This window comes from Bradyrhizobium manausense, assembly GCF_018131105.1.
In the GTDB taxonomy this organism is placed as follows: Bacteria; Pseudomonadota; Alphaproteobacteria; order Rhizobiales; family Xanthobacteraceae; genus Bradyrhizobium; species Bradyrhizobium manausense_B.
This window is the reverse complement of the sequence record NZ_JAFCJI010000001.1, coordinates 1,798,158-1,825,155: the sequence shown is the minus strand read 5'-3', so window position 1 is coordinate 1,825,155 and position 26,998 is coordinate 1,798,158. Positions and strand designations below refer to the sequence as shown.

The 26,998-nt window shown below is 63.2% G+C and carries 22 protein-coding genes; 9 read left to right on the top strand and 13 right to left on the bottom strand.

Annotated features, from left to right (window positions below):
* Position 1: 1 nt before the first annotated feature.
* The 3 genes from JQ631_RS08535 to JQ631_RS08525 all read left to right on the top strand — a co-directional run bounded on the left by JQ631_RS08535 (position 2) and on the right by JQ631_RS08525 (position 4,545).
* Positions 2–3,169: a CheR family methyltransferase gene (locus JQ631_RS08535; protein ID WP_212325442.1), complete on the top strand. Its 3,168-nt coding sequence runs from the start codon at positions 2–4 to the stop codon at positions 3,167–3,169.
* Positions 3,169–3,915 carry a Crp/Fnr family transcriptional regulator gene (locus JQ631_RS08530; RefSeq protein WP_212325440.1) on the top strand — a complete coding sequence of 249 codons (747 nt, stop codon included), beginning with the start codon at positions 3,169–3,171 and terminating at the stop codon, positions 3,913–3,915. Before JQ631_RS08535 ends, JQ631_RS08530 begins: the two co-directional genes overlap by 1 nt.
* Positions 3,916–4,302: 387 nt before the next feature.
* Positions 4,303–4,545 (top strand): hypothetical protein, encoded by a 243-nt coding sequence (locus tag JQ631_RS08525; protein WP_249160211.1) that lies wholly within the window; start codon positions 4,303–4,305, stop codon positions 4,543–4,545.
* A gap of 31 nt (positions 4,546–4,576) precedes the next feature.
* Here the strand turns inward: JQ631_RS08525 and JQ631_RS08520 are convergent, their stop codons facing one another.
* Complete coding sequence (locus tag JQ631_RS08520; RefSeq protein WP_212325438.1) at positions 4,577–5,350, bottom strand: helix-turn-helix transcriptional regulator; 774 nt, start codon at positions 5,348–5,350, stop codon at positions 4,577–4,579.
* A gap of 108 nt (positions 5,351–5,458) precedes the next feature.
* On the opposite strand from JQ631_RS08520, the gene JQ631_RS08515 reads away from it, so the two are divergent.
* Positions 5,459–6,538: a quinone oxidoreductase family protein gene (locus JQ631_RS08515; RefSeq protein ID WP_212325436.1), complete on the top strand. Its 1,080-nt coding sequence runs from the start codon at positions 5,459–5,461 to the stop codon at positions 6,536–6,538.
* A 91-nt stretch (positions 6,539–6,629) separates the two neighbouring features.
* On the opposite strand, the gene JQ631_RS08510 is transcribed toward JQ631_RS08515, so the two are convergent.
* The 8 genes from JQ631_RS08510 to JQ631_RS08475 all read right to left on the bottom strand — a co-directional run bounded on the left by JQ631_RS08510 (position 6,630) and on the right by JQ631_RS08475 (position 15,756).
* Positions 6,630–7,337 (bottom strand): ABC transporter ATP-binding protein, encoded by a 708-nt coding sequence (locus JQ631_RS08510; RefSeq protein ID WP_212325434.1) that lies wholly within the window; start codon positions 7,335–7,337, stop codon positions 6,630–6,632.
* Positions 7,338–7,344: 7 nt separating this feature from the next.
* Complete coding sequence (locus JQ631_RS08505) at positions 7,345–8,625, bottom strand: lipoprotein-releasing ABC transporter permease subunit (RefSeq protein WP_212325432.1); 1,281 nt, start codon at positions 8,623–8,625, stop codon at positions 7,345–7,347.
* 73 nt (positions 8,626–8,698) lie between these two features.
* Positions 8,699–10,018 (bottom strand): proline--tRNA ligase, encoded by a 1,320-nt coding sequence (proS, locus tag JQ631_RS08500; RefSeq protein WP_212325430.1) that lies wholly within the window; start codon positions 10,016–10,018, stop codon positions 8,699–8,701.
* Between the two features lie 145 nt (positions 10,019–10,163).
* Positions 10,164–11,723, bottom strand: coding sequence for a copper resistance CopC/CopD family protein (locus tag JQ631_RS08495; protein ID WP_212325428.1), 1,560 nt, complete (start codon positions 11,721–11,723; stop codon positions 10,164–10,166).
* On the bottom strand, positions 11,723–12,241 hold the full coding sequence (locus JQ631_RS08490) for a YcnI family copper-binding membrane protein (protein WP_212325426.1): 519 nt from the start codon (positions 12,239–12,241) through the stop codon (positions 11,723–11,725). Before JQ631_RS08490 ends, JQ631_RS08495 begins: the two co-directional genes overlap by 1 nt.
* A gap of 31 nt (positions 12,242–12,272) precedes the next feature.
* Positions 12,273–12,794, bottom strand: coding sequence for a copper chaperone PCu(A)C (locus JQ631_RS08485; protein ID WP_212325424.1), 522 nt, complete (start codon positions 12,792–12,794; stop codon positions 12,273–12,275).
* A gap of 40 nt (positions 12,795–12,834) precedes the next feature.
* Positions 12,835–15,297 carry a TonB-dependent receptor gene (locus JQ631_RS08480; RefSeq protein ID WP_212325422.1) on the bottom strand — a complete coding sequence of 821 codons (2,463 nt, stop codon included), beginning with the start codon at positions 15,295–15,297 and terminating at the stop codon, positions 12,835–12,837.
* An 84-nt stretch (positions 15,298–15,381) separates the two neighbouring features.
* Positions 15,382–15,756, bottom strand: a complete 375-nt coding sequence (locus tag JQ631_RS08475) for a DUF2946 domain-containing protein (protein ID WP_212325420.1) — start codon at positions 15,754–15,756, stop codon at positions 15,382–15,384.
* Between the two features lie 481 nt (positions 15,757–16,237).
* Here JQ631_RS08475 and JQ631_RS08470 point away from each other — a divergent pair, with 481 nt between their 5' ends.
* The 4 genes from JQ631_RS08470 (at position 16,238) to JQ631_RS08455 (ending at position 20,356) form a co-directional block, all read left to right on the top strand.
* Positions 16,238–16,642 carry a globin gene (locus JQ631_RS08470; RefSeq protein WP_212325419.1) on the top strand — a complete coding sequence of 135 codons (405 nt, stop codon included), beginning with the start codon at positions 16,238–16,240 and terminating at the stop codon, positions 16,640–16,642.
* A gap of 139 nt (positions 16,643–16,781) precedes the next feature.
* Positions 16,782–17,804: a sugar ABC transporter substrate-binding protein gene (locus JQ631_RS08465; protein WP_212325418.1), complete on the top strand. Its 1,023-nt coding sequence runs from the start codon at positions 16,782–16,784 to the stop codon at positions 17,802–17,804.
* Between the two features lie 8 nt (positions 17,805–17,812).
* Entirely contained in the window at positions 17,813–19,315 is a 1,503-nt protein-coding gene (locus tag JQ631_RS08460) for a sugar ABC transporter ATP-binding protein (RefSeq protein ID WP_212325416.1), read from the top strand.
* Between the two features lie 12 nt (positions 19,316–19,327).
* Positions 19,328–20,356 (top strand): ABC transporter permease, encoded by a 1,029-nt coding sequence (locus tag JQ631_RS08455; RefSeq protein ID WP_212325414.1) that lies wholly within the window; start codon positions 19,328–19,330, stop codon positions 20,354–20,356.
* A 314-nt stretch (positions 20,357–20,670) separates the two neighbouring features.
* Here the strand turns inward: JQ631_RS08455 and JQ631_RS08450 are convergent, their stop codons facing one another.
* From JQ631_RS08450 to psrA, 4 genes are all read right to left on the bottom strand, one after another.
* Positions 20,671–21,987 (bottom strand): MFS transporter, encoded by a 1,317-nt coding sequence (locus tag JQ631_RS08450; protein WP_212325413.1) that lies wholly within the window; start codon positions 21,985–21,987, stop codon positions 20,671–20,673.
* Between the two features lie 94 nt (positions 21,988–22,081).
* A complete protein-coding gene (gene phnY / locus JQ631_RS08445; protein ID WP_349644966.1) occupies positions 22,082–23,530 on the bottom strand; it encodes a phosphonoacetaldehyde dehydrogenase in 1,449 nt (482 codons plus the stop codon).
* Between the two features lie 16 nt (positions 23,531–23,546).
* Entirely contained in the window at positions 23,547–24,788 is a 1,242-nt protein-coding gene (gene phnA, locus JQ631_RS08440; protein ID WP_212325411.1) for a phosphonoacetate hydrolase, read from the bottom strand.
* Positions 24,789–24,828: 40 nt separating this feature from the next.
* Positions 24,829–25,959 carry an iron-containing alcohol dehydrogenase PsrA gene (gene psrA, locus JQ631_RS08435; RefSeq protein ID WP_212325410.1) on the bottom strand — a complete coding sequence of 377 codons (1,131 nt, stop codon included), beginning with the start codon at positions 25,957–25,959 and terminating at the stop codon, positions 24,829–24,831.
* On the opposite strand from psrA, the gene JQ631_RS08430 reads away from it, so the two are divergent.
* Positions 25,943–26,971 (top strand): LysR substrate-binding domain-containing protein, encoded by a 1,029-nt coding sequence (locus JQ631_RS08430; RefSeq protein WP_349644965.1) that lies wholly within the window; start codon positions 25,943–25,945, stop codon positions 26,969–26,971. The genes psrA and JQ631_RS08430 overlap by 17 nt on opposite strands.
* Positions 26,972–26,998 lie beyond the last annotated feature (27 nt).

Here is a 26,998-nt window from a genome sequence, read left to right as displayed (position 1 = left end):
TATGGATGAAGTCGGCAAAGCGCCGGGGGATGGCGAGCGTCAGGTCAAGGCTCCATTGATCATTGGCGTGGGTGCCTCGGCCGGTGCAATCGACAGCATCGAGCGCTTTTTCGCCAAGCTTACGCTGGGCGATGATCAGGCCATCGTGCTCGTACTGCAAAACCGCGAGGCGCTCACTGACGAGCGGCTGCGCGCCCTGGTTCAACGCGCCGAGGGAGCCAAACTTTCCCAAATCACCGACGGGATGACGCTCGAAGGCGGCACCATCTACCTCAGCCCGGTGGCCATGATCACCACGGTCCATGGCGGCCTCCTCGCTGTGCGCAAGGCGGAGCAAGGCCCCGGCGAACGGGCCACGATCGACAGCTTCCTGGTGTCGCTGGCGGAGGAGCGTGCAGAGCAATCGATCGGCGTGCTGCTCAGCGGGACCAACGGCGACGGCACGCTGGGCGCGGCCACGCTGAAGGATCACGGCGGCCTGGCAATTGCCGAAAAGGTCACTGAGGACGAGTCCGAGCACCTGATCGACAGCAGCAAGCCGGCGGCCATCGCCGACTATGTGCTCGCGCCCGAGGACATTCCCGAGCATATCCAGGTCTATGCGCGCCATCTGCGGCGGCTGGAGGAGAAGCAGGGTTTTGACGAAGTCCTGGCCGCAGCGGCAACCTCGCTGTCGCGCATCGCCGACATCCTGCGCAACAAGACCGGCAACGATTTCCACGGCTACAAGCAGAACACTTTCCTGCGTCGCGTCCAGCGGCGCATGCAGGTGGTTCAGATCGAGGAGATCACCGCCTATGTCGATTTCCTGAGAAACGACAAGGACGAGGCCCAGCATCTCTTCAACGATCTCCTGATCGGCGTCACCGAGTTCTTCCGCGACAAGCGCGAATTCGACGTGCTCGAAAGCCAGATCATTCCGAAGATCTTCGAAAACAAGAACACCGGGCAGCAGGTCCGCGTCTGGGTGCTCGGCTGTGCGACCGGCGAAGAGGCCTATTCGATCGGCATCCTGCTGCGCGAGCATATGGCGACGCTGGACTCCGCGCCGCAGGTTCAGATCTTCGCAACCGACATCGACGGCCGGGCGCTCGCGACCGCCCGCGTCGGACGTTACCGCACCAATATCGAACAGGACATGACCCCGGAGCGCCTGGCGCGCTGGTTCGTGCGCGAGGGCGACACCTATTGCGTGGTCAAGGAACTCAGGGAGATGTGCATCTTCTCCCAGCATAACGTGATCAAGGATGCGCCGTTCTCGAAGCTCGACATCGTTTCCTGCCGCAACCTGCTCATCTACCTCAACGCAGAGCTTCAGAATCGCGTCATCCCGCTGTTTCATTTTGCGCTGCTGCCGGACCGCTATCTGTTCCTCGGCAATTCCGAGAATGTCACGCGGCATCCCAAGCTGTTTGCGCCGGTCGACCGCCGCGCCCGCATCTTCAAGAAGCTCGAGACCGGCACGCGGCTGCCGCCCGAGTTTCCGATCTCGACTTCGGCGGGCCGCGCGCCGGTCGAGGTGGCGCCGATCCGCTCGTTCGGTCCCGACGTCGGACTGGAGCGCCGCGCCCAGCGGATCGCCGAGCGCTATGCACCGGCCTATGTGATCACGGACGACAATTTCCAGATCCTGCATTTTTCCGGCCGCACCGGACGCTACATCGAGCCGACCGCGGGCGCGGCTTCGCTCGATCTGCTTCAACTCGTGCATCGCGACCTCCGGCTGGAGTTGCGCACGGCGCTGAGCCGCGCGGCCGAAAGCAACGAATCCGCCCAGGCCGAGCAAATCCAGCTCGGCGTCAACGGCCACCGCGTGCTCGTCGACATCACCGTCGAGCCGATCCTGGACGGTGCCGGCGGTCACAGAAACTTCGTCGTGCTGTTCAAGGACGGGCCGGCACGCGGCCTGGAAGCAAGCGACAGCAATCCCGGCAGCCTGGTGCGAACCGAGCACGTCGAGCGTCTCGAAAGCGATTTGCGGGCGACCCGCGAACGTCTGCAGGCGACGATCGAGGAACTCGAGAGCACCAACGAGGAGCTGAAATCCTCGAACGAGGAATACCAGTCGCTCAACGAAGAGCTGCAGTCCGCCAACGAAGAGCTCGAAACCTCGCGCGAGGAATTGCAGTCGGTCAACGAAGAGCTGACCACAGTCAACGGTGAGCTCGCGCACCGGGTCCAGGAGCTGACCCGTGCCACCAGCGACCTCAAGAACTTCCTCGAAAGCACGCAGATCGCGACGGTCTTCCTGGACAACGATCTCCGCGTGATGAATTTTACGCCGGCGATCACCCAGATACTGCATCTGGTCGAGACCGATACGGGCCGCCCGATCGCGCACATCAAGGCGCGCATCCCGATCGAGGAGCTCTATGACGACGTCCGCCGTGTCTTGCGCACCCTTGCCAGCGCCGAACGGGAGCTGACCGCGCCCGACAGCGGGACACGCTACATCGTCCGGATCCTGCCCTATCGCAGCATCGACAATTTCATCGCCGGCGTTGTCATCACCTTCATCGACGTCACAGCGATCACGCGCGCGGAAGAGCGGCAGCGGCTTCTGCTGGCCGAGTTGCAGCACCGCGTGCGCAACACGCTCGGCGTTGTCAGGTCGATCGCCCGGCGCTCGGCCGAAACCAGCTCGACGGTCGAGGAATACTCCGCGCATCTCGACGGCCGGCTGAACGCATTCGCGCGAACGCAGGCGCTGGTGACGCGCGATCCCGAAGGCGGCGTCGATCTGGAATATCTCGTCGTCGAGGAGTTGCTGGCCTACAACGCCCGCGAGGGCGAGCAGATGCGCGTGTCGGGACCTGCCGTGCGCTTCCAGCCCAAGGCCGCTGAGACCTTTGCGCTGGCCATCCACGAACTCGCGACCAACGCGCTCAAATGCGGTGCGCTCGGACTACCGTCGGGGCGCCTCGAAATTTCATGGCGCATCGATGAAGTCTCGAGCCCGCCCCAACTGTTGTTCGACTGGCGGGAGCGAGGCGGACCGCCCGTCGCGCAGCCCACACGGAAAGGTTTTGGCGCGGAGCTGCTGGAGCGCACCCTTGCGTTCGACCTGAAGGGGCAGACGACCATGTCCTTCAATGGATCCGGGCTCCACTGCCAGATTGCAATTCCCCTGACCAAACGAACCTTTCACACGCCTTCGATGGACGGCTGATGCGCGCCCACGGCACCGATGGAGGTCTTGCACAGGCGGTAATTCGTCGCTTCAACGTATTGCGGCCTCTGTCAGAGGGAGCTGTCGCAGCGCTCGAACAGGCCATTCTGGAAGGCCTGTTCCGGGCCGGTCCGGGGGAAGATCTCGTCGCCGAAGGCGATCCGATCGACAGTGTCCGCGTCGTGCTCTCGGGCTGGCTGTTCCGGCACAAGACGCTCGAGGACGGCCGGCGGCAGATCGTCAATTTCGTCCTGCCCGGCGAAACCTGCGATGCACACGCCTATCTGATGCCCAGCATCGACCATTCGATCACGACGGCAACGCCCGTTGCCTACGCCGAGATCAAGCGCGCCCGTTTCGAAAGGCTGATGACGAGCGAGCCGACGCTTGCCGAAGCCTTCTTGTGCGAGACGGTGCTGAACAATGCCATCCAGCGCGAGTGGGCGATCAACCTTGGGCGGCGTGCCGCGCTGGAGAAGGTCGCTCATCTGTTCTGCGAGATCTATGAGCGGCTCCGCCCGGTCGGCCTGGTCGACGCCAATTCGTGCAGCTTCCCGGTGACCCAGATGGATCTGGCCGACGCGACCGGACTTTCCGTCGTCCACCTCAATCGCACGATCCAGGAACTCAGGGCAGCCGGGCTGATCACGTTGCGAGAGCGGACGCTCACGATTCCGGATCTGGATGCCCTCAAGAGTGCAGCGCTGTTTTCGCCGGGCTATCTGCAGCTCTACCGCCGCGCCTAGAATTCTCTTCGCGCGAGCAAGAAGCCCCCAACAAGCGCCGAGCCGGGGGAATATTCTTCCCATCAAGCTCGCCGCATAAATCCCGGCTCATTAACCTATGGAAATGCCGGAACCGCATGCACATCCGAAGCTGCGAACGCTGCCGGCCCGGGTCCCTCCGGCGCGGCAGACAAAAGGCCTCGGCGCCTCCTCCCCGCCGAGGCCGACTTTCCGAGAATGCCAGTGACGGCCAAACGCAACCGAAGAAAACAAACCAATCGCTTCAGGAACGATTGATGTCATTTGCCAACCACGCTCGCGAGCACGCCCGCCGAATGCCTGCGGGTAAAGAGCGCGAGATACTGCTCAGGTGCGCGAACAGAACGAAGTCACCTCGGATCTGTCCGAATGGCTGAGCGCGCCGGACTATCGCAGACCCGGAGGACAATGATGCAGAGCATCAAACACTACCGCGCCTTTCAGATCGATCCGGACGGTCACGTCTTTGGCTGCATCAACCTCGTCTGCGGCGACGATGATGAAGCCAAGCGCCAGGCCGCCTCCCTCGTGCTGATCCATCGCATCGAATTGTGGCGCCTCGACCAGCGGATCGCGCAGTTCGATCGGCCACTCGAAATCGCTCCACAATAGGCCCCCGCCGGATCACTGCCTCTCGCGCTCTCTACACTGGCGTGTAGATCACGAGCTTCAGCGCGGGATCGTCATTGGCCTGAAAGCTCGTGTGCTCGAAATGCAGCACGCCCCTGGTCGGGTGGGTCATGGTCTTGCGGCCCGACAAGGTGCCGTGCACCTCGTGCGCGCCCCACCATTCGACGAATTCCGGACTGCCTTCACGCAAGCGCGTCAGCAGTTCCGCGAAGGCCGGGTCGCCGGCCCAGACGTCGTGGGTGGCGCGAAACATCGCGACCATGCGCTTGGCGACGTCAGCCCAGCCCGCGCCGTAGGATTTGCGCGTGCGCTTGCTGGTCAACATCAGGAGCAGCGTGTTGCGATCCTCCTCCGGCAAGCGGCCGAACGCAAAGATCTCCTCGGCGGCGTCGTTCCAGGCCAGCACGTCCCAGCGCCGCCCGGTCACGTAGGCCGGGTGCGGCAGGCTCTCGACCAGCCGGAGGATCGGCGGGGTCACCACCTCGCGGGTGAAAGCTCGCCGATCGCCGTCGCGGGCGAGGTCCTTGAGATGCGCATGCTCGGTCTTGCTGAGGCGCAGCGCGCGCGCCAGCGCATCGACGGTCGTGACCGACGGGCTGACGGTGCGGCCCTGCTCAAGGCGGATGTACCAGTCGACGCCGATGCCGGCGAGCTGGGCGACCTCCTCCCGGCGCAGCCCCGCGGTGCGCCGCCGCTGGCCTGCCGGAAGGCCGACGGTCTTCGGCGTCAGCTTTTCGCGGCGGGAGCGGAGAAAGTCGCCGAATTCGACGCGGCGTGGATCGGCCATGGCGTGGTCCCGTGATGGAGGGCCTTTGGAATACTAGGATAATACCAGGCCTTCATGTCCCTTCAAGGGCGCCGTAGATGGGTGGCGTCAGTCCTTGAGGTGAACATCATGAAAGCTGCCGTACTGAAATCGCTGGGATCGCCGCTGGTGGTCGAGAACGCTCCGGAGCCGGTGCTCGGCACCGGCGAGGTCATCGTCGATGTCGTCGCCACCCGCGTGCTGTCGTACATGAACGAGGTCTTCAGCGGCGAGCGCAACTACGCGCTCGATCTGCCTGTCATTCCCGGCCCCGGCGGCATCGGCCGTGTGCGCGCGATCGGTCCTGATGCGACCAAGCTCAGCGTCGGCGACTGGGTGTTCTGCGACCCGACCGTGCGCTCGCGCGACGATGCCGTGGCGCCCGACATCGCCTTGCAGGGGCTCACCGCTGCCGGCCCCGGCGGCATGCGCCTGCAAGCGCATTTTCGTCACGGCTCCTACGCCGAGCAGATGCGGGTGCCGACCGAGAACGTAAAGAAGCTTGGCGCGATCACATCAGAGGAAGCCTCGCAATGGTGTGCGCTGGGAACGGCGCTGGTGCCCTATGGCGGCTTCCTCGCCGCCAGGCTTCAGCCGGGCGAGACCGTGCTGGTGAGCGGGGCTACCGGCAATTTCGGCAGCGCCGCCGTGTCCGTCGCGCTCGCGATGGGCGCGGCCTGCGTGGTGACGCCCGGCCGCAACGAGGCTGTCATGGCCGATCTCGTCCGCCGCTTCGGCGCGCGGGTGAAGCCGGTGAAGCTGACCGGCAACGAGGACGACGACCGCGAGGCGATGAAGCGCGCCGCAGGAGGTTCGATCGACTGCGTGCTCGACATCATGCCGCCTTCGGTGAGCACGAGCGTGGTGCGCGCGGCGGTCATGACGGTCCGTGCCTACGGACGCGTCGTGCTGATGGGCGGTGTCGGCATGGCGGGCGGTCCGGGCCTCGAGCTGCCCTACCCCTGGCTCATGCGCAACTGCATCTCCATCCACGGCGTCTGGATGTATCCGCCGGATGCGGCGAGCCGTCTGATCGGCCTCGTGCGCGCGGGATTGTTGCGGCTCGACGAATACCAGACCACCGATTTCGACCTCGATCACGTCAACGAGGCCGTCGCGCACGCCGCCGCCAATGGCGGGCCGTTCAAACTGACGGTGATCAGGCCGTAAAATCCTCAGGCGGCGGCGATGCGCCGTCGCCGATTTTTTTCGTCAATCCTGCCAGTCACTTGGCTACTGTGCATGGGGTTGTTTTCGGGCTTTATTCGAGCTCGATGACCTGGCCGTTGGCCAGCGACACGCGCCGGTCCATGCGGCCGGCGAGCTCCATGTTGTGGGTCGCGATCAGCATCGAGACCTTGGTCGCCTTGACCAGTTGCATCAGCGCCTGGAACACGTGGTCGGCGGTGTGCGGATCGAGATTGCCGGTCGGCTCGTCCGCGAACAGCACGCGGGGCGCATTGGCGACCGCGCGCGCGATCGCGACGCGCTGCTGCTCGCCGCCCGACAGCTCCGCAGGCCGATGGGTGATGCGGTCGCTGAGGCCGAGATAGCCCAGGATCTCCTTGGCGCGCTTGACGCTCTCGGACTTCTTCAGGCCGCGGATCATCTGCGGCAGCATCACGTTCTCCAGCGCCGTGAATTCCGGCAGCAGCCGGTGCGACTGGTAGACGAAGCCGATATCGCTGCGGCGAAGCTGGGTGCGCTCGATGTCGGGCAGTTGCGACGTCGGCGCGCCGTTGACATAGACCTCGCCGGAATCCGGCGCCTCGAGCAGCCCCGCAATGTGCAGCAGCGTCGACTTGCCCGAACCCGACGGCGCGACCAGCGCGACCGACTGGCCGGCCCACAGCGCGAGCTTGGCGTTGTCGAGGATCGTCAGCGCCGCCTCGCCCTGCAGGTACTGCCGCTTTATTTCGTGGAGATAGATGACCGGTACATCTTCCGCCCCCTGCTGTTGCTGCTCCATCAGCCCCTCACTCGTACCGCAGCGCTTCGACGGGATCGAGGCGCGCGGCACGCCACGACGGGTAGAGCGTCGCCAGGAACGACAGCGTCAGCGCCATGACGACGACAGCCGTGGTCTCGCCGACGTCGATCTCGGCGGGCAGCTTCGACAGGAAATACAGCTCCGGTGAGAACAATTCGGTGCTGGTCAGCCAGGACAGGAATTGCCTGATGGATTCGATGTTGAGACAGATCACGAGGCCAACGAAGAAGCCGACCAGCGTACCGACCACGCCGATCGAGGCGCCCGTGATCAGGAAGATCCGCATGATCGAGCCTTGCGAGGCGCCCATCGTCCTCAGGATCGCGATGTCGCTGCCCTTGTCCTTCACCAGCATGATCAGGCCGGAGACGATGTTGAGGGCCGCGACCAGCACGATCATGGTCAGGATCAGGAACATCACATTGCGCTCGACCTGGAGCGCATTGAAGAAGGTCGAGTTGCGCTGCCGCCAGTCGACAAGGAACACCGGTCGTCCCGCCGCCTCCGTCACCGATTTGCGGAAGGAATCGATCTTGTCGGGATTGGTGGTGAACACCTCGATCGAGGTGACGTCGTTGCTGCGGTTGAAATAGGCCTGGGCTTCGGCAAGCGGCATGAACACGAAGCCGAGATCATATTCGGACATGCCGATCTCGAACACCGCGACGATCTTGTAGGGCTTGATGCGCGGCGTCGTCCCCATCGGGGTGACCGCGCCCTTTGGCGCAACCAGCGTGATGCTGTCGCCGGCATGCAGCGACAGCTGGTCGGCGAGCCGCCGGCCGATCGCAACGCCCTGCCCGTCGTCGAAGCCCTCGAGCGAGCCCTGCTTGATGTTCTTGGCGATCGACGTGAGGTTGTTGAGGTCATCGGAGCGGATGCCGCGCACAAGCACGCCCGAGGCATTCCAGGGCGAGGACGCCAGCGCCTGGCCGTCGACGACAGGGGCAGCCAGCCGGATGCCCTGGACCTGGCTGATGCGCTCGGCGACGTCCTTCCAGTCGGTCAGCGGCGATTCCAGCGGCTGCACCAGGATGTGGCCGTTGAGCCCCAGGATCTTGTCGAGCAGCTCTTTCCGGAAGCCGTTCATCACCGCCATGACGATGATCAGGGTCGCCACGCCGAGCATGATGCCGAGGAAGGAGAACCCGGCGATGACCGAGATGAATCCCTCCTTGCGGCGCGCCCGCAGATAGCGCGCCGACAGCATCCACTCGAAGGGTGCGAAAGGCTTGGTTGGAACAGATTCGGTCATGGTTTCATCCATCGCTCGATAATCCCATGATTCGGGGTCAATTGTGGCCGGATTGGCGGCCGCGATATCGGGCGATGAACAATATTCAACCGACCAGGCGCGCGACCGCGTCCGCAGGCGACATGGTCTCGCGGGAGCCGTCACTGCGCTTCTTGATCTCGACCTTGCCCTCGGCCAGGCCCTTCGGCCCGATCATGATCTGCCAGGGGATGCCGATCAGGTCGGCGGCGGCAAATTTGGCGCCGGCGCGCTGATCGGTGTCGTCATAGAGCACGTCGACACCCCTGGCGGTCAGCTCGGCATAAAGCTTTTCGCAGGCGCCATCGACCGCGGCATCGCCCTGCTTGAGGTTGAGAATCGCGACGCGGAACGGCGCGACGGCCTCCGGCCATTTGATGCCGGCGTCATCGTGGCAGGCCTCGATGATGGCACCGAGCAGGCGCGAGACGCCGACGCCGTAGGAACCGCCATGGATCGGCACGTCGACGCCGTCGGGGCCCGCCACCATCGCCTTCATCGGCTCGGAATATTTCGTGCCGAAATAGAAGATCTGGCCGACCTCGATGCCGCGGGTGTTCACGCGCTTGTCAGCGGGCACTTCCTGCTCGAAGCGGGCGGGATCATGAACGTCTTCCGTCGCGGCGTAGACCGACGTCCATTGCTTGATGATCGGGGTCAAATCGCCGTCATAATCGACGTCCTCGCCCGGTACCGGCAGATCCAGCACGTCGCGGTTGATGAAAACGCCGGATTCGCCGGTTTCGGCGAGCACGATAAACTCGTGGCTGAGGTCGCCGCCGATCGGACCGGTCTCGGCACGCATCGGGATCGCCTTCAGCCCCATCCGCGCGAAGGTGCGCAAATAGGCCACGAACATCTTGTTGTAGGCGACGCGCGCAGCGGCCTCGTTGAGGTCGAAGGAATAGGCGTCCTTCATCAGGAACTCGCGGCCGCGCATCACGCCGAAACGCGGACGCTGCTCGTCGCGGAATTTCCATTGGATATGATAGAGATTCAGCGGCAGGTTCTTGTAGGACTTCACATAGGCGCGGAAGATCTCGGTGATCATTTCCTCGTTGGTCGGCCCATACAGCAGTTCGCGCTTGTGGCGATCGGCGATGCGCAGCATCTCCGGACCGTAGGCGTCATAGCGGCCGCTCTCGCGCCAGAGGTCGGCAAGCTGGAGTGTCGGCATCAACAGTTCCAGCGCGCCGGAGCGGTCCTGCTCCTCGCGCACGATCTGCTCGATCTTCTTCAGCACCCGGAAGCCGAGCGGCAGCCAGGCGTAGATGCCGGCGGCCTCCTGCCGGATCATGCCTGCGCGCAGCATCAGCCGATGCGAGACGATCTCCGCTTCTTTCGGATTTTCCTTCAGGATGGGCAGAAAGAACCGCGACAACCGCATGGCAATACTCTGGGAATCATTGGTGGGCTGCAGTGAAACCGGATTGGGAGCTAAAACACAAGGCCGGGAATGAGGAAAAGCCGCTAACGTGACGGAATTCCTGTCATTTTTCCGTCGACTTCAGGTTCGACCTGAACACGCCAAGTTACGGCGCGACCTCGAGGTCGTCCTCGAGCGTGACCTTCTCGAAATCGGTCACCAGTGCGTCGATCCGCACGTGCCAGCGGCCGGCGAAGGGCAACTCGACGTTACGCACATGCCAATAGCCATCGGGCCCGAGCTTGGCGTCGCGCTCCATCGGCTCGATGCCGCGCTCGGGCAAGCTCAACGTCAGCGTCGCCTCCTTGGCCTGCAGTGGTGTGGCCTCGCCGGTCATGAGCTGGAGCACGAAATCATCCATCCCGGGCTTGCCCGGGGACACCAGCACCTGGAACATCGCCTTGTCGGTGTGGATGTGAATCGCCAACGGCGTCTCCGGAACGATGGTCCGCGGCGGCGGCGTGAAGCGCCACCCGGCGACAACGGCGAAGATGCCGAGCGCAACCCCGCATTCGAACAGAATGGACCGCTTGAGTGCGGGCGCGGCCGCTTGATCCTTCGCTAGCGCCGGAGTGAGCCGATAGCGATTGAGCGCGGCGAGTCCCAGCAGCAACATCACCAGCGCCAGCTTGACCGTGAGAACGAGGCCGTAGCGGGTCTCGACCAGAGCCGATGGCTTTTCAAGCTGGATGACCGCAAGCGCGAGGCCGGTCAGCGCCAGCGCGGCGACCACCGGGATGGCGATGCGCGAGAAGCGGTTGATGAGCGGCAGCACCGCCGGGGTCGGCTTCGATAGCAACGCTGCTAGCGGCGCCAGCGCGCCAATCCAGAAGGCGACGGCGAGGCCATGGACGAAGACCGCCGGCCGCGTCAGCACCTCGGGCGATGCGGTTGCGGCGTGCCCGGTCATCGCGAGCGATAGGCCTACGCCGGCGAAGGCGATGACCGCAAGAGCACGCGCATACCAGGCGCGGCCCAGCGCGATCAGCGCGAGCAGCATCGCCGCGACGGCAACGAGCAAGGCAGGGCCGGCGCTGGTCGCGAATGCGATTTTCCAGGGAGCCGCTGTCACAAGCGCGGCCGGCTGCAGGCCGAGAAGATCGAGCCCCAGCACGCCAAGCGAGACAAGCGCACTTGGGAGACCCACAAGCAAGGCAATTCGCGGCATGCCCATACCCGTCATTGACCAAGCAATCCAACGGCCAAAGAACACGCCGCCGATACCGACAAACAGACCGAGATACAGTCCGATCCGCGAAAGCCAGATCAGCGCGTTCAATCCACGGTCAACGCTTGCGGGAGGCTGCGTTCCCGTCGGCATGCCGATCGAGAAGATCACCGATCCCGCGACGGGATGACCGTCCTGCGAGATCACCCGGTAGCTCACGACTGCGGTACCCCGCGGCAGGTCCGCCGGCATCGCAACCGAAATACCCTCGCCTGAAGTCGTGACGTGCACATCGTCGCGCGCCCTGCCCGCGCCGTCGATCAACTGGATCGCGCCCGGCGTCACCGCCTCGTTGAACCGTAACTCCACCGCCTTCGGCGCGCTCGCAAGCATACTGCCGCTCGCCGGCTCGACCGAAATCAGCGCCGCGTGCGCAGACGCTCCGGTCGAAGTGCCGACGAGAATGAGCAGCGTGACGAGCGTAGCGAGAAGACGCATTACGGCTTGGGAAGCAATTTTACGCCAGGCGCGGGCGACTTGTCCTCGTGCGAATGCGCTGCGCCTTCCGCCGGGATCTCGATCCAGCGGCTGACGCCCTTTTCGCATTCCTGCACCACCGGGAAATAGAGCGTGGTGTTCGGCTTCAGGCTGTCGGTGAGAAAGCTGCTGACGACGAACTCATCGTAATTGCGATCCGGCAGACTGCCGCCGGACCAGACCACTTCCTTCACGCCCGACGTCAGCTTGTTGCCGTGATAGTCGTAAGCACTGGCATATTGCCCCTCGACGACATCGACGTTCCAGCCGGCCTTCGGCATCGGCTTCACCGCGATCACGCCTTCGGGGATCTGCACACGGATCTTGACGGTCGGCGAGCCGGAACAGCCGTGCGGCACGGCGAATACGGCCTTGTAGGACGCACCGACTGTGGCCTGCTTGCCTTCCAGATAGACGTGGGCCGCCGCGGGCGACGCGGCGAGCGCAGCCATCAGGATCAGCCAGGGTGTCTTCGACATGCTCGATCTCCCGATAATTAGACCACGCGCACTACATCTTCATTCCCGAATGATCGGGCATTTTCTTCATCATCGCGCCTCCACCACCGGGCGCCTGCGCACCAACGCCCTGGACGTCGAGTGAGACGGAGACCTTGCCGGCCTTCTCGAACTGGAGCGTAACGGGCACCTTCTCGCCCTCCTTGAACGGACCTTTCAGATCCTGGAGCATCAAGTGATTGCCGCCCGGCGCGAGCTTCACAGTCTTGCCCGGCTCGATGACGAGGCCCTTGTCCAGCGGGCGCATCTTCATCACGCCATTGACCATCGTCATCTCGTGGACCTCGGCCTTGCCGGCGATCTCAGCCGACACCGCGACCAGCTTGTCCGGTGCGCTCCCCTTGTTCTCGATGGTCAGGAAGCCGCCGGCGACTTTCGCGCCTCCGGGCGTCGCCCGGCTCCAGGCCTGGGAGATGACGAGGTCGCCGGCCTTGACATCGTCAGCGCGAACGGGGGTCGCGATCACAACGGCGGAGAGCGCCGCGAGCGCGAAGACCTGTGAGAGTTTGTTCATGTCGATTTGCCTTTTGTCGCCGTTGAAAGTGTCCCACCTGTCAGAACGTATACTTACCGGCGAGAACGAAAGTTCGTCCCGGGAACGGATGGAACAGGAAATACTGTTCGTTGAACAGATTATCGATGCCGAAGTCGAACGCGAAGTTCTTCGTCGCGTTGTAATGGATCTTCAAGTCCACAACGAAAAAATTATCGAACGCGCCATAGACGTGCGAAACGCTGTCGGTGTTGTCCAGCGTCGAATATTGCTTGCCGCTGTAGCGCGCCGCGACCGTATAAGCCCAGCTGTCGTTCGGCCGATAGGTGACGCCGAACTTGGCGCGCCAGTCGGGGACGAATGGCACGCGCTTACCGACTGCCGTCGTCGGAACGCCGGTTAGCGGATCCTTGCCGGCCCAACTGGCATCCGCGAGGATCCGGGAATCGACATAGGTTACACTGCCGAAGAGCTGAAGCCCCTGGACGAAGACGTTGTCCTTGTCGGCAGACAATTCCACGCCCTGCATCCTGACCGCATCAACATTGCTGAACGTCGTGGCCGTCTGGGTCGCATTGATCGCGTTGGTCTGCGAGATGATCGCATTGTTGGTTCGCTCCCTGAATAGCGTCAGGCGGACCCGACCGTCGCTCCAGTGCCGCTCGATGTTGAGTTCACCAGTGAAGTCCTGCTCGGGTTTCAGGAAAGGATTGGCAACCGTGATGGTGCTGCCGACCGTCACGTTCTGGTAGAGTTCCTGAACGGTCGGATAGCGATAGGCCTCGCCAAAATTGGCCGTGACATTCCAGTCCTTGTTCGGGTCATAGGAGAGCGAAGCCTTGGGCGAGAAGTTCGTCGATGCGAGGCCCGGCTGGTTTGTCGCAAAACTGGATGTGACAGCGCCAGCCGCATTGGTCGTTGTGATCACGTTGAAACCATCGAGCGCCTGCCAGCTTTCAAGGCGGCCCCCCAGCGTCAGCTTCAGATTGGGCTCGATCTTCCAGGCATCCTGTAGCCATAACGCACGCGTGCGGGTTTCTCCCTCTCCGTTGGCGTAGAGCACGCCAGTTCCGGTCGAGGAGGTCTGATACCAGGTCGTCGAGGCATAGGTCGGATTCTCCAGCCGGTAACGGTCGCCGTGCAGGCCAAAGCTGATTTCATGCGGGCCGTCGTAGCCGAACGGACGCCAGATTCCCTTGGCATCGGCGTTTTGCCAATTGGTGCCGTCCATGCGCGTGATCTTGCCGTTCTGCGAGAAGCCGACACCGCTCGTCACCGTGAACGGATTGAGTTGGGTATCCTCGAGATAGTTGTAGCTCGACGCCGAGAGATCGAAATCAAAGACACCTTTGGTGTCACTCCTCAGAGCAATTGCGTTGCTCAGATGTGTCTCGTCCCAGATATATCTGGCATTCGCGAAGGTGCTGATGCCGGCAAAGGTAGGCAGTCCGGTCGCAGTCGAACGCAGGTAGGTCTGAGGATCGGACACCTGGTGATTGTTCCAGATTCCCAATGAATAGGTAGCCTGCACCAACGGCGAGAGGTCGTAGGCAAGCCGCAGATTGGCAGACGTCTGCTGCGAATGCGCGAGAATACCGGTGCCGACGACGTCGGCCTCCTGCCCGACCTTGTTCTTTGCGGGAAAGGCGCCGGTGGTGCCCGCAGGAATGCTGCTGTTGGTCGTATAGGTCAGCGGCTGCTGATAGCTGTCGAGATAGTTCGCGCTGACGAGCCAGGACAGCTTGCCGTCGCGATTGCCCGCAGCCGCGCTGGTCTGGCTGGTCACATAGGTGTCCTTGGTGCCGTATTGATTCCACGGCATCACCGAGACGGTTTCTTTGGCCACCGCAAAGGGCTTGTCCGGCATCTTCGACGTGATCAGCAGCACGCCGCCGATCGAGTTGCCGGGATAAGCGGCCGCGAATGGGCCGTTGAGGAAATCGACCCGCCCGATCGCCTCGGGCGAGATCAGGTTCCACTTGGGCGAGGAGTTCGTGTTGTTGTTGCCGATCAGTGCCGAGATCAGCAAATCGTCGTAATAAATCAGCGTCCGGGCACTGGAGTTCAGGCCCCAGCTTCGCGTCGCGAGCACGGCCTGGTTGTCGCCGTCGTTGCGCTTCCGGACGAACAGGCTCGGCATGTATTTGACGGCGTCCTCGGGGTCCTTGAGGTTGATGGTCTCGTCGACCTGCTTTGCCGTGATGCTGAACGAGCGTTGCGGCAGCTGATAGCGCGCCACTGCCGCGGGCTGATCGAACGAGGCCCTGGCACTGCTCGCGCCGCTGTCGTTGGTCGCGGCGACCGAGGCCGGCGGCTCGACCGCCGGCTTGGCCGAATTTCTCCTGGCGCCGGCGGTTTGTACGGCCGGCTTGCGCGGCTTCGGTTTCACCGTCGCGGGTGCATCGACGTTGACGGCCGGCAGCTCTCTGGGGCCATCCTGGGCGAAAACGCTGCTCGACGAAGCGAGCAGCGCGGCCTGAACGGCAACGACGCTCACACCGCAACGGGCATGACGAGATAACATGGGCATTCCTGACGCCGGCTTTCTCTCCGGCCCTTCGACAGCATCAATCGCCACCGAATGAACCGAGGCGATCATGAGGGGTCGTCAGGAAAAGTAGGGAGGTCCCCGCGCCTGGGCGCTCGAGCCCTTGTGGGCGGCGAGAACGGACTCATCCGCCTCGTGCCACACCACGCTTTCAGCGCGGCGGAGCGGAATAGAGAGCGCCGCGTGCGGCGGTGAATCGAAGGACGCATTGGCCTGCGCCAGGCAACACAACGCGCAGGCGCCGGCATGCGCGGCCGGCGAGCCGCTCTGGTCGGCCGGGCCGCCCTGCTCGCCGACGCTGTGACAGATGGCGCCCGCACCAAGCGGATCGGCAACGGCCTGACCGGCCGCCCAACAGGCGGCGATCGGCGCCAGCACCTGCATCACCAACGCGAGCAGGACAACCGGTAGGAATTTTTGCAGCCGTGTGCGCATCCGCCGAACCATTCGTTCGCCTGCTAACTAAACATTACGCTGTTCCCAAGTCGAGGTCACTTCGCCGGACTTGTTGGGGGCGCGCAAATTTCTTCGAGAATGTGTTCTGGACGACCCGCGCGGGGACCTGGTCCGGCATTTGAGGCAGCCGCGCGAGCTTGGCCTATCCACATAATTCGTCGATTTGTCATATACTTAGGAGACCAACAGCCCGATCATTTCGTCAACTGCTCGAATTTTGAACAATCGTTGCCGAAAATGATGACAAGTGAGAAAAGTTGATCTAGCATCCCCCTCGCTCAGGCCTGACCGCGAGGTCGACGTCTGGTGGTCCAAGTCTCGGGAGGAGCCCCTGGCGCGCAAAACGCAGCGTCGCCCCGCCAATCAAGATCAAATCTTAGAATCGGGGATAATAGGGTCGACACAATTTTTGAGCGGGGCTAGGGCCCCGCTCTTTTTTTGTCTGCGGGGCTGATGCCCGATGAATGCTTCCCTCAATCCGATCGAGCGAAGTTTCGAGCTTGCGGCCTCGCGCTGCGCGGATCTCGCGCCCCTCGTCTATCAGCGGCTGTTCGATGCGCATCCCGAAACGCGGGCGATGTTTCGATCACAAGGCAGCGAGCTCGTGATGGGATCGATGCTTGCGCTGACGATTGACGCAATCCTCGACTTCGCCGGCGAACGCAGCGGGCATTTTCGCCTGATTGCCTGCGAAGTCGCCTCGCACGACGCCTATGGCACGCCGCGCGAGCTGTTCATCGCCTTCTTTGCCATCATCAGGGACACGCTGCGCGATCTGCTCGGCGATGAATGGTCGGCCGAGATGGCGCAAGCGTGGCAGACACTGCTGGTCGAGATCGAGGCCATGGCTGGCATCGCAGCCTAGCGCGTTGCGTTGCACCAACGCGGCTGCGACGATCCCAATGTTGATTGCGCATTGAGTGGCGTCATTTCTTGTGAGACACTTTCGGTCTCGGTAGCGCAATCAATGACGCGCCGACGATAAAATATTATGGGAGCGAGCGATGTCCGGGACGAAAGATTTCTCGACGACCAGGCGCGATCTTCTTCAGGCGGCTGCGACCGCCGGCGCCGCGACTGCCATCCTCGGCAGCATGGGCATAAACCCAGCACTTGCAGCGGAAGTCGGGCGATCCGAGAAGCCGCTAAAGGCGGCGTTCTCCAACGCGGGCCTCCAGGCAACCTGGTGCGCGCAGGGCAAGCAGGCCGCAGAATTCTGGGGCAAGCTGTTCAACGTGGAAGTGACCTGGTTCGACGGCCAGCTCGACGCGGTTAAACAGCGCGCGGCGATCGACAACATGGCCTCGCAGAAATGGGATTTCGTCGCGATCCAGGCCTTCGGCATCGGCACCCTCACCCAGCCCGTGCAGAAGATGATCGACGCCGGCACGCCCGTGATCGACATGGACACGCTGATTGCCCCGCTCGACCAGATCAACGTGCACTCCTTCCTCGCCCCCGACAACGAGTTCATGGGCGCCTCGGTGACGCAGGCGCTCTGCAACGCGATGGGCGGCAAGGGCAAGATCATCATGACGCAAGGAGCGCTCGGCCACACCGGCGCACAGGGCCGCGCCAAGGGCTTCAACACCGTCGTGAAGCAATTCCCCGGCATCGAGGTGCTCGACACCCAGCCGGCCGACTGGGACGTCTCCAAGACCGCGCGCCTGTGGGAGACCTATCTGACCAAGTACCCGCAGATCGACGCGGCGTTCTTTCACAATGACGACATGGCGCTGGCCGCTGCCAACATCATGAAGGCGCACAATCGCACCAACATCCTGATCGGTGGCGTGGATGCGATGCCGCCGGCGATCCAGGCGGTGAGCGAGGGCCGGATGTTCGCGACCGTGCGCAATCCATCCTGTCGCATCCATGGCGGTGCGATCATCGCCGGTGTTGCGGCGGTCGTCGGCGGCGAGAAGAGCGGCCAGGGCATCCCCAAGAATGTCGTCACCGACGGCCCTGTCGTGACCAAGGCAAATGCCGCGGGCATGCAGTGGATGGAAGATCACTTCCTGATCTGAAATCTTTCATGCCTGAGGGTCGTCTGCCCATCCTGGAACTGCAGGGCATCACGAAGAGCTTCGGCGGCGTCGAAGCACTTCGTGGTGTCGACTTCGCGCTTCTCCCCGGCGAGATCCACGGTCTCGTCGGCGAAAACGGCGCTGGAAAGAGCACGCTGATGAAGATCATCGCCGGCGTGCATACCGAATTCTCCGGCCGCTTCCTGATCGACGGCCAGGAGACCCATTTCCGCTCGGCGCGCGATGCTCACGCCGCCGGCATCGCCATGGTGCATCAGGAGCTCTCTGTCGCCCCCGACCTCACCGTCGCCGAGAACGTCTTCCTGGGCAACCAGCCGACCAACGCCCTTGGCCTCGTGCAATGGCGGCGCATGGCACGCGAGGCCGGCGAGCAGCTCTCTCGATTCGGCATCGACGTCGATCCGATGTCGAGGCTTGGCGATCTGCCGATCGGACTGCAGCAGCTGATCGAGATCGCCCGCGTGCTGTTCTCGGGCGCGCGCATCGTCATCCTGGACGAGCCCACCTCGGCCCTCTCCCCGCCGGAGGTCGAGCGGCTCTTCGCCACACTCCGACGCTTGCGCGAGCAAGGCACGGCCATCGTCTTCATCTCGCACTTCATCGAGGACATTCTTCGCGTATCCGACACCGTCACCGTGTTCCGCAACGGGCGGAAGGTCGCGGAGACCGCGAGTGCCGCGACCACCAAGGGCGCGCTGATCGAGGCCATGATCGGCCGTGGCGGCGAAGCGCTCGAGCACAGCTACAGCGACGATCTGATGCTGCCGCGGCCGAGCGACAGTTCGGTCATCCTGAAGGTCGACCAGCTGTCGCTGGCCCGCAGCCTGCAGGACGTCTCGTTCGAGGCCCGCGCCGGCGAGGTGCTCGGCATCTATGGTTTCATGGGCTGCGGCCAGCAGGAGCTGTCGCGCATCCTGTTCGGCAAGCTGAAGCCCGACGCCGGCACGCTTGCAGTCGAGGGCAAGCCAAAAACCTTCGCCAGCACGGCGGCGGCGCGGCGCGCCGGCGTGGCGCTGGTGCCGGAGAGCCGGCGCGCCATGCTGTTTCACCAGGAGCCGGTCTACAAGAACATCTCGATCAGCATTTTGGACCGCATCTCGTCGTTGCTGCTCAAGCCGGCGCAGGAGCGCGAGATTGCCGAGCGCCAGGTCGCGCAGCTCCAGATCAGGCCTCCGGTGGTCGGCCTCGACCTCGGCATGCTCTCGGGCGGCAACCAGCAGAAGGTCGCGCTGGCAAAATGGCTGACCTATCCGCCGAAGCTGCTGGTGCTGTGCGAGCCGACCCGCGGCATGGATGTCGGCGCCAAGAACGACGTCATCAACATCGTCCGCGACCTCCGCGCCAAGGGGCTCGCGATCATCGTGCTGTCGACCGAGCCGGAAACGGTGCTGTCGTTGGCCGACCGCATCCTCGTGCTCAAGCGCGGCGCATTGGTGCGGGAATTCAAGAACGAGCTGGTCAGCAAGGACCGCCTGCTGGAAGCGGCGTGACGGAGAAGCACAATGGCGAGCAGTGAGACGGCACCAGCGGCGGGCCAGCGCGCAAAGGGCCTTGCGCCCTTCCTGCGCTCGCAGATGCGCAACATCGCGCCGTTCCTGACGCTGATTTTCCTGTCCGCCTTTTTCGCCTTCGCCAGCCCCTCCTTCGCGACGATCGACAATCTCGGCAACATCCTGACGCAGGTGTCGGTGACGGGCATCATCGCCGTCGGCCTCACCTTCGTGATCCTCTGCGCGGAGATCGACCTCTCGATCGCCAGCATCGCCAACGTCACCGGCATCGCGGTCGCCTACTTCACGCTGCAGGAGTCCTACGTCAACATTCCGAACATCCCCCTTCCCGGTGTAGCCGCGATCCTGCTGGCGCTCCTGCTCTGCGCGGCGCTCGGCCTCGTCAACGCGCTGGGGCTGACCGTGATCGGCATCCCCTCCTTCATCATGACGCTCGCCATGATGCAGATCGCCGCCGGCATCTCGGCGCTGCTGGTGCGGGGCCAGATCGCCTACAAGGTGCCGACCCTGATCTCGACGCTCGGCTCCGGCTCGATCGGCGGCATCCCCTGGATCGTCATCGTCGCCGCCGTCATGCTGCTCGGCGGTCACCTGGTGCTGACCTACACGCGCTTCGGCCGTTACGTCTACATGGTCGGAGGAAATCGCGAGGCCGCCGAATATTCCGGCCTCAACGTCAAGCTCATCCTCGGCGCGGTCATGGTGATCTCGGCCGTGTGCTCCGGCATCGGCGGCATGCTCGGCGTCGCCCATTTCGGCAGTGCGCAGCAGAACGAGTTCGACACTTACCTGCTCGACTCCATCGCCGCCGTCGTCGTCGGCGGCACCAGCCTGTTCGGCGGCCGCGGCGGCATCGGCAACACCATCGTCGGCCTGTTCGTGCTCGGCGTCCTCAACAACGGTCTCGACCACGTCAACATCGACAGCTTCCTGAAGATCCTGATCCGCGGCGTGATCCTGCTGGCGGCCCTGATCATCAACGTCTATGCGCAGCGGCTGCGGGAAAAAGCGGCGGACTAATCGGCCCTCGACACAAAAACGCGAAAACAACCCCATGCACAGTACAAATCATCGGGGTATCTGGCGCGGCACGTCTTGCGCCATTTCCGAATTCGAATTTGACACGTCGGGCAAAACAGGAGCACGATGGCATCATGGCAAGGACCGGGAGACGGCGCAGCGCTGAGCTTGAGCCGCAGCGTCCGAACAGCGTCGTGGTCCCGACATCGGGCGCCAGTCCGGTCTGATATCAACGCTTCGAGCGACGCCAGCATGCCGTCAAGACAGTCTCCCCTCCTGACAACGATTGGCCAGGAGGGGAGACGCAATGTTCGTTATCGCCGGATGAACGAAGCGACCACGGCGCTGGAGCCGGCACACGCCGCCACGACCAGAAAGACGAGGGACGTCTGATTGTGCGTGTCCATGAAGTGGCCGATCATTGGCTCGCCCAGGCCGGCGAACAGATAAGCGAAGAAATTCATCACGCCCGTCGCCGTCCCTGCCCGCTTGTGTCCGACCAGATCCGGGCACAAGGCCCAGAACGAGGACTGCGGACCGTAGGTGAAGAAGCCGCACAGGAACAGCACGGCCATGCCGAGATATATCTCCGAGGTCGGGATCCCGTACATGCAGAGCGCAGTGACTGCGGCCAGCACCATGTAGAGCACGATGGCGAGGTAGCGGCGCGAACCGAATACCTTGTCCGAAATCCAGCCGTTGCTGAATGCGCCGACGGCCATGCCGACAGGCAACGCGATGCTGATCCAGCGAGGATCGACGGCGGAAGCAGCGCCGGTCTTGGCCCAGTTGTTGCCGAGGAAATGGACCGGCACCCACACCAGCAAGCCATAGCGGGCAGCATTCTGAAACCCGATCGCGACGCCGGCCACCAGAAGCCTCCAGGTCGACAGCACCGCCTTGTACCGCGTGAAGGAGCTTTCATCGTCGCTGACTGCGCTCTCGCCCGTGGTGCCATCGTCGGCCTCGTCATGCGGTGATGTGAATCCCATATCCTCCGGACGTTCACGCGCGATCAGATAGAACGCAATGCCGCCGAGGAGGAGCAACGCAACCGGGATGCGGAAAATCCAGCGCCAGTCGAGCTGGAAGTAGCCGACGACCACCAGCGACGTGGCGAACGACAGCACCGACGCCAACCCTGCCGCGAAGGTGTAGAGCCCGTAGACCGTCCCGCGCTCGTGACGCCCCCACCAATTGGACAGCAACCGGCTGCCTGGCGCCCAGCCCATCGACTGAAAATAGCCGTTGATGCCCCAGAACACCGCCAGGCTGACGATGCCAGTCGAGAGACTGGTGGCCCAGTTCATGATGAACGACAGGATCGCCCCGGCACTCATCACCCGGCGTCCGCCGAACTTGTCGCCGAGATTGCCGTTGATGGCCTGCCCGATCGCGTAGCACCACAGCAGCGCCGCGCTGGCCCAACCCAGCGCCTCTTTCGTGACGCCAAACTCGGCCTGAATGCCCGGGATCGCGAAGCCGAAGGTCTGCCGACCGGTGTAGAAGAAGAGGTAGCAGAACATGGCCGCAAGCAGCATCCGCCACTGCGCGCGTCGGAACGAGGTCGCGATTTCCGGATTTTGTATCCCGGCCGAGCTGACGCTCGCAGGGCTGAACGTGATCGACATGCCTAGGCCTCCCATTGGTGCAGATCGTCTTTGAATCGCCGGCACCGCTGTTGTTGTTTTTCGGCGCCGGCGGGCGGATGAGCGAGCACGCTTCCTAGGATGACCAGGGAAGCGAGTACGTCTTGACGTTGGTGAAACTCTTCATCGCTTCCTGAACGCCTTCCTTGTAACCGAGCCCCGAATCCTTGATGCCGCCGAACGGAGACATCTCGATGCGATAACCAGGCACTTCCCAGACGTTCACTGTCCCGACATCGAGCTCGCTCACGAAGCGCGTGATGTAGTCGAGCCGGTTGGTGCAGACGCCGGACGACAATCCGAACGCAGTCGAGTTGGAGATCCTGATCACGCTCTCGATATCGTTTGGGACCCGGATGATCGGGATCACCGGACCAAACGTCTCCTGCATCACGAGTTCGCTCGTATAGGGAATGCGATCCACGACCGTGGGCGGATACAGCGCGCCCTCGCGCTTGTTGCCGTGGAGCAGCGCGGCCCCGTCCTCGACGGCCGCATTCACTCGGCGCTCGAATTCCTTCGCCGCACCTTCATGGATGACCGTCCCGACATCGACCGTCGGATCCATCGGATCGCCGCATTTCAGCGTGCTCGCCTTCTTGAGGACGAGGGCTGCGAAATCGTCCGCGACGGCCTCGACACAGAGGATGCGCTTGACCGCTGTGCAACGCTGGCCGGAATTCTTCGTGGCACCGGCGACGGCCAACTCGGCGGCCTTTTCCAGATCGGCATCTTCCATGACGATGAGGGGATCGTTGCCACCAAGCTCGAGCACGATCCGCTTGTAGCCGGCGGTCGCCGCGATGTGCTTGCCGACCCGCACCGAACCCGTGAAGGTCACGAGATCGGCGTCCGGGTCGGTGATCATCGCATCGCCCATCGAATGCGGATTGCCGGTCACCACCGACAGCATCTCGGGCGGCAGCCCCGCCTCGTAGAGCACGTCGGCGAGCGCCAGAGCCGTCAGCGGCGTCAGTTCCGTCGGCTTGAGCACGACCCGGTTGTTGGTTGCGATCGCCGGAGCGATCTTGTGGCTGACCATGTTGAGCGGGTGATTGAACGGCGTGATGGCCGAGATCGCACCGAGCAGCGGAGTGCGTGTGGTGAAGATCTTGCGCGCCCTGCCCTGCGGGCTGATGTCGCAGGAGAACGTCTCGCCGTCATCCTTGATCGCGAGCTGACCCGCAAAGGAATAGACGTCGTAGGCGCGGCCGGCCTCGTAAAGCGAATCCTTCCAGCACAGGCCGGATTCAGCGGTGATCAGCCGGGCGAACGCTTCCTTCCGACTGGCGAGGATATCGGCCGTCCTGAGCAGGATCTGCTGGCGCTCGTAGCGCGACAATTTTGGCTTGAACGCGTTCGCCTTAGCAAAGGCCTGGCGAACATGCTCGGGCCGGGCCGCCGGAACCGTGCCGACAACCTTGTTGGTGTAGGGATTTAGAACCTCGACCCGCTCGTCGACGTCGACGAGCGCCCCCGCGATACGCATCTGTTCATGACGGATTGGCTGCGACTGGACGTTCACGGTGCTGTCCTCCGCCTTACTGGATGCGATTGAGGGCGACATCGAACGCGTCGAAATTGCGCAGCAGATGCCCCGGTGGCAGCGCGATCTTCCGATTGGCGATCAACGGGACGCGCTCTTCGGTCAGGCCGCCGTGAGACCGCAACGGCTCGGTCAGGCCCGAAAGATCGTGGCGATTTCGGCTGGTCCCCAGCACCTTGTGCCGCGACGAGATCACGACGATGTCGCCGATTCGATCCGCTGGAAGCTCGAAGCGCGCACAGGCTTCCTTGCGCGTCAGAGCGAGTTCGACGCCGTCGACGTCACGAAGCCTCGTCAACAGGCCCTCAGCCGACGTCTCGCCGGTGTAGATCGTCGCGAACGAGCCGAGCGCGCCGTGATGGGCGACGTAGGGATCGGTGATCGGAAGGATGACGCGCGCGCTGTCCTTGCCGACCCAGAGGTCCATCAAATCCTGGAGATAGATGACGTCGGGCTCGCCGTTGGCAAGATGCTTGTCGTTCATCCCGTGATCGGCTGTTGCAACGATGTTGCAGCCGAGCGCGTCGAGTTGCGCCAGGTAACCGTCAATCATCGCGTAGAAATCGTTGGAAACCTTCGTCCCGGGCGACGTCTTGTGCTGGATGTAGTCCGTCGTCGACAGATACATCAGGTCGGGCCGGCAGGCTTCGACGAGCTTGACGCCGGCGGCGAAAACGAACCGGGACAGGTCGGCGGAATAGACCTCCGGCAATGGCAGGCCGACGAAGTCAAGGACGTTGCCGATCCCGTTTTCCTCGACCGTCGCCTTGTCGGCCTTCTCCGAGGAGAAGGCGAAGGCGCGACCTGTCGAGTAATCGAGCCCGTTGGCCAGCAGCGTGCGCAGCTTGTCCTTGGCGGTGATCGCTGCGACTTTGTAGCCTGCGTCATGGATGCCCGCGAGAATCGTCGGCGCGCGCAGGAAGCGTGGATCGTTCATCATCACTTCGGCCCCGCTGGCCGGGTCGTAGAAATAGTTGCCGGCAATGCCATGGACTGCCGGCGGTCGTCCGGTGATGATCGAAAGGTTGTTGGGGTTGGTGAAGCTGGGGATGACGCTGTTGGCATGGACATGAGCGCCGTCCTTCATGAACCGCGCAAACGTCGGTGCCATGCCGGCTTCAATCGCTTTCTCGACGTAGCCGGGCTCGGATCCGTCGAGACAGATCACGACCGTGGGCCGTTCGGGTGCACGGTAGGCGCGACCGTTCACCGAGATGGTTTTTCCGTTGGATGTCATGGCTGTTGTCCTTTCGCGCGCGTTACCGGGCGGCATGTGTTCAGGCAGTCATCGCCTGCGGCAGCCGCACGATTTGCGATGCCTCGATCAGTCGCTCTCTCGATCCGAGAAAATTCTTGCCGCGCTCGCCTTCAAGCGAATCCGCGATGAGAGCCCGCCACTCCTGTCGATCAATCTCGTAGGCGGCTGGATTACTGGAGATGCCGAGCGTACCCAGGAAATCCTCGAGGTCGTCGGCGCCCTTTGCGAGGTCCTCGCCGAAGATCTGCTTCAGGCTGTCCTCGCAAAGCCCGCCGACGCCGCGTACGCTTCGCAGGATCATCGGCAACGAAAACGAGCAGGCAATACCGTGCTGTACGCCGTGACGCAGCGTGATCGGATAAGACAGGGAATGAGCAATCGCCGTCTTTGTGTTGGAGAATGCGAGGCCCGCGAACAGAGCCGCCATTGCCATGCGGCTGCGCAACTCCAGGTTCCCGAGGTCGCGCACCAGTCGCGGCAGCAAATCGAGAATGTTGCGGGCGGCGGCCACGGCGTGGTTCGCCGAGACCGGGTTGTTGTTCAGGTTCCAGAGGCTTTCCAGCGCGTGCGAAAGCGCATCGAGGCCCGTGCTGATCGTGAGAAGCTGCGGCTTCCCCAGCATCAGGCGCGGATCGATCACCGCGTGGGTCGGATAGAGCGACGGACGGGCCAGCGAATACTTCTTGCCGTTTGCTTCGTCCCAGACGGTACCCCAGCAGGTGACCTCGCTGCCGGTGCCTGCGGTGGTCGGCACGGCAATGATCGGCGTCGCGGCAAGACGATCGCCGCCCTGCTGCGTCTCCAGATAATCTTTGACGCGCGTAAAATCGCCGCCGGCGGCCGCAAACACCTTGGCCGAGTCAATGACGGAGCCCCCGCCGAGAGCCACGATGAGGTCGGGTTGGCTTTGGAGTTCGGCGAAACGGGCGGTCTGCCGCGCGAGCAGCCGGTAGTCCGGATTCGGAGCAACGTCGCGGATAGCGAGAACCGGGGCTCCGGCCGTTTCGACCAATCTGCGTTCCAACTGCTGGAAGACCGGCTCACCATAGGTGACGAGCGCGTAAGTGCGGCTTCCGATCAGCGACCCAAGCTTGTCGAAGCTGTCGACGCCGAATTCAATCTGGACCGGGTTGGTGTACTTCCAAGCCATCGCGCTTCCTCCGTTTGGCGCGAGACTATGGTTTTGCCACCTATTGACAAATTCATTTCTTGGATATGATCTATTGATTGTGTCAATATCATTCAGCCAGCTGCGAGCCTTTCACGCCGTCGCCGAGCACGGCGGCTTCACCGCCGCATCGCGCGTTCTCAACGTCGGTCAGCCGACGCTTACGATCCAGGTCAAGGAGCTCGAGGAACGCTACGGCGTCGAACTGCTGATCCGGAAATCACGCCGAACCGAGCTGACTGAGGCGGGAACCGCGCTGTTCGAAACCACTCGCGGCATGATGAAATTCTGCGACGAGGCGCATGATCTGCTAACCGCGCACGGTAAGGCAACCACGGGTCACTTGCGGGTTGCGACGGTTGGGCCGTTTCACGCAACCGAGATCATCGCTGCGTTCCGGCGCGACCACCCCGAAGTTCAGATCTCGACGCTGCTTGCGAACTCGGAGCGCACGCTTCGTCACATCACCGATTTCGAAGCGGACGTTGCCATTCTTGCCGCGGTCCCGGATGATCCGCGGGTCAGGATGATCCCCTATCGCACGCATCGCGTGATCGTCTTTGTCAACAAGGATCATCCCTGGTTCAATCGAAAGTCGGTAAAGCTTCGCGAACTGATGGATCAGCCGTTCGTCATGCGGGAGCGTGGCTCAACCACTCGCCGCGCCTTCGAAGCGAGCCTTACGGCGAAAGGATTGACGATCAAGCCTGTCTTCGAGATCGAGAGTCGCGAGGGGGTGTGGAAATCCGTCGAACAGGGCCTTGGCATAAGTGTCGTCGCAGATTTCGAGTTTGTTCCACATGCAAATCTGCGAGCGCTCGAAATAAGCGATCACAAGATCGAAACGAATTACAGCATTGCATATCATGTCGATCGCGGTCATTCGCCGTTGATCAAGGCCTTTCTGGCGACAATCGACCGCATGCGAAGCCCGCAAGCGTCACGGCGTGGGCTTCCGCTGCGGCCCCCTTCGTTGGCTCGAAAGCGGCCTTAAGCTTTGCGCGCTGCAGGTGCCGGCGCC